Annotated in this window: 1 protein-coding gene; it reads right to left on the reverse strand. The window is 71.2% G+C overall.

The genetic code is table 11. The features are described 5' to 3' along the window. The coding region (locus tag K4G64_RS39610; protein ID WP_221760664.1) for a carboxypeptidase-like regulatory domain-containing protein at window positions 1-587 on the reverse strand (587 nt) is incomplete at both ends.

Genomic DNA, 587 nt, shown 5'->3' on the forward strand with positions numbered 1-587 from the left:
GGGAAGCCCAAGTCCGTGCTGCGGCCCGCCACCGGCCGGATCCGGATGTCGTAGCGCCCGTAGCTGCGCTTGGCGGTCTTCGCGCTCGCTCCGTCCACGACCAGGGTGGTGGCCTCGGCACTGATACCGGACAGCAGGAAGCGTCCCCGGCTATCGGTCTTCGTGCTCTTCGCCCCGACCCGGACGCTCACCTTGGGCAGCGGCTTGCCGTCCAGCTTCAGCACATGCCCGGTCACCGCCGTGCTGCCGGGCGGCGCACGCAGCGCCGGCGGGGCCTGCGGCCCGGCACCCCGCCCTGTGAGCCAGTCACGGCCCTTGAGGTTGTGCGTGCCCGGCTCCCAGGCATCGCGGCCCTTCGGCACGATGCCTGCCGCCTTCTTCGCCTTCTCCGCCCTGGCTTTCGCCTGCTGCTCGAGCCGGTCACACTTGTCAGCGCGCACCCTGAGCCAGTCCGGCAGCGAAATGGCGAGAGTGCGGGCCAGGCGCTCGGCGCGGCACGCGCTCTTCACCGACACCCGCACATTGCTGGTGAACGCGTGCGTCTTCGCTGCCGCGGCCGCCGCCTTGAGGCTCAGGTTGATTGAGCC

The sequence above is a fragment of the Streptomyces sp. WAC04114 genome, assembly GCF_019733245.1.
GTDB classification, from domain to species: domain Bacteria; phylum Actinomycetota; class Actinomycetes; order Streptomycetales; family Streptomycetaceae; genus Streptomyces; species Streptomyces massasporeus_A.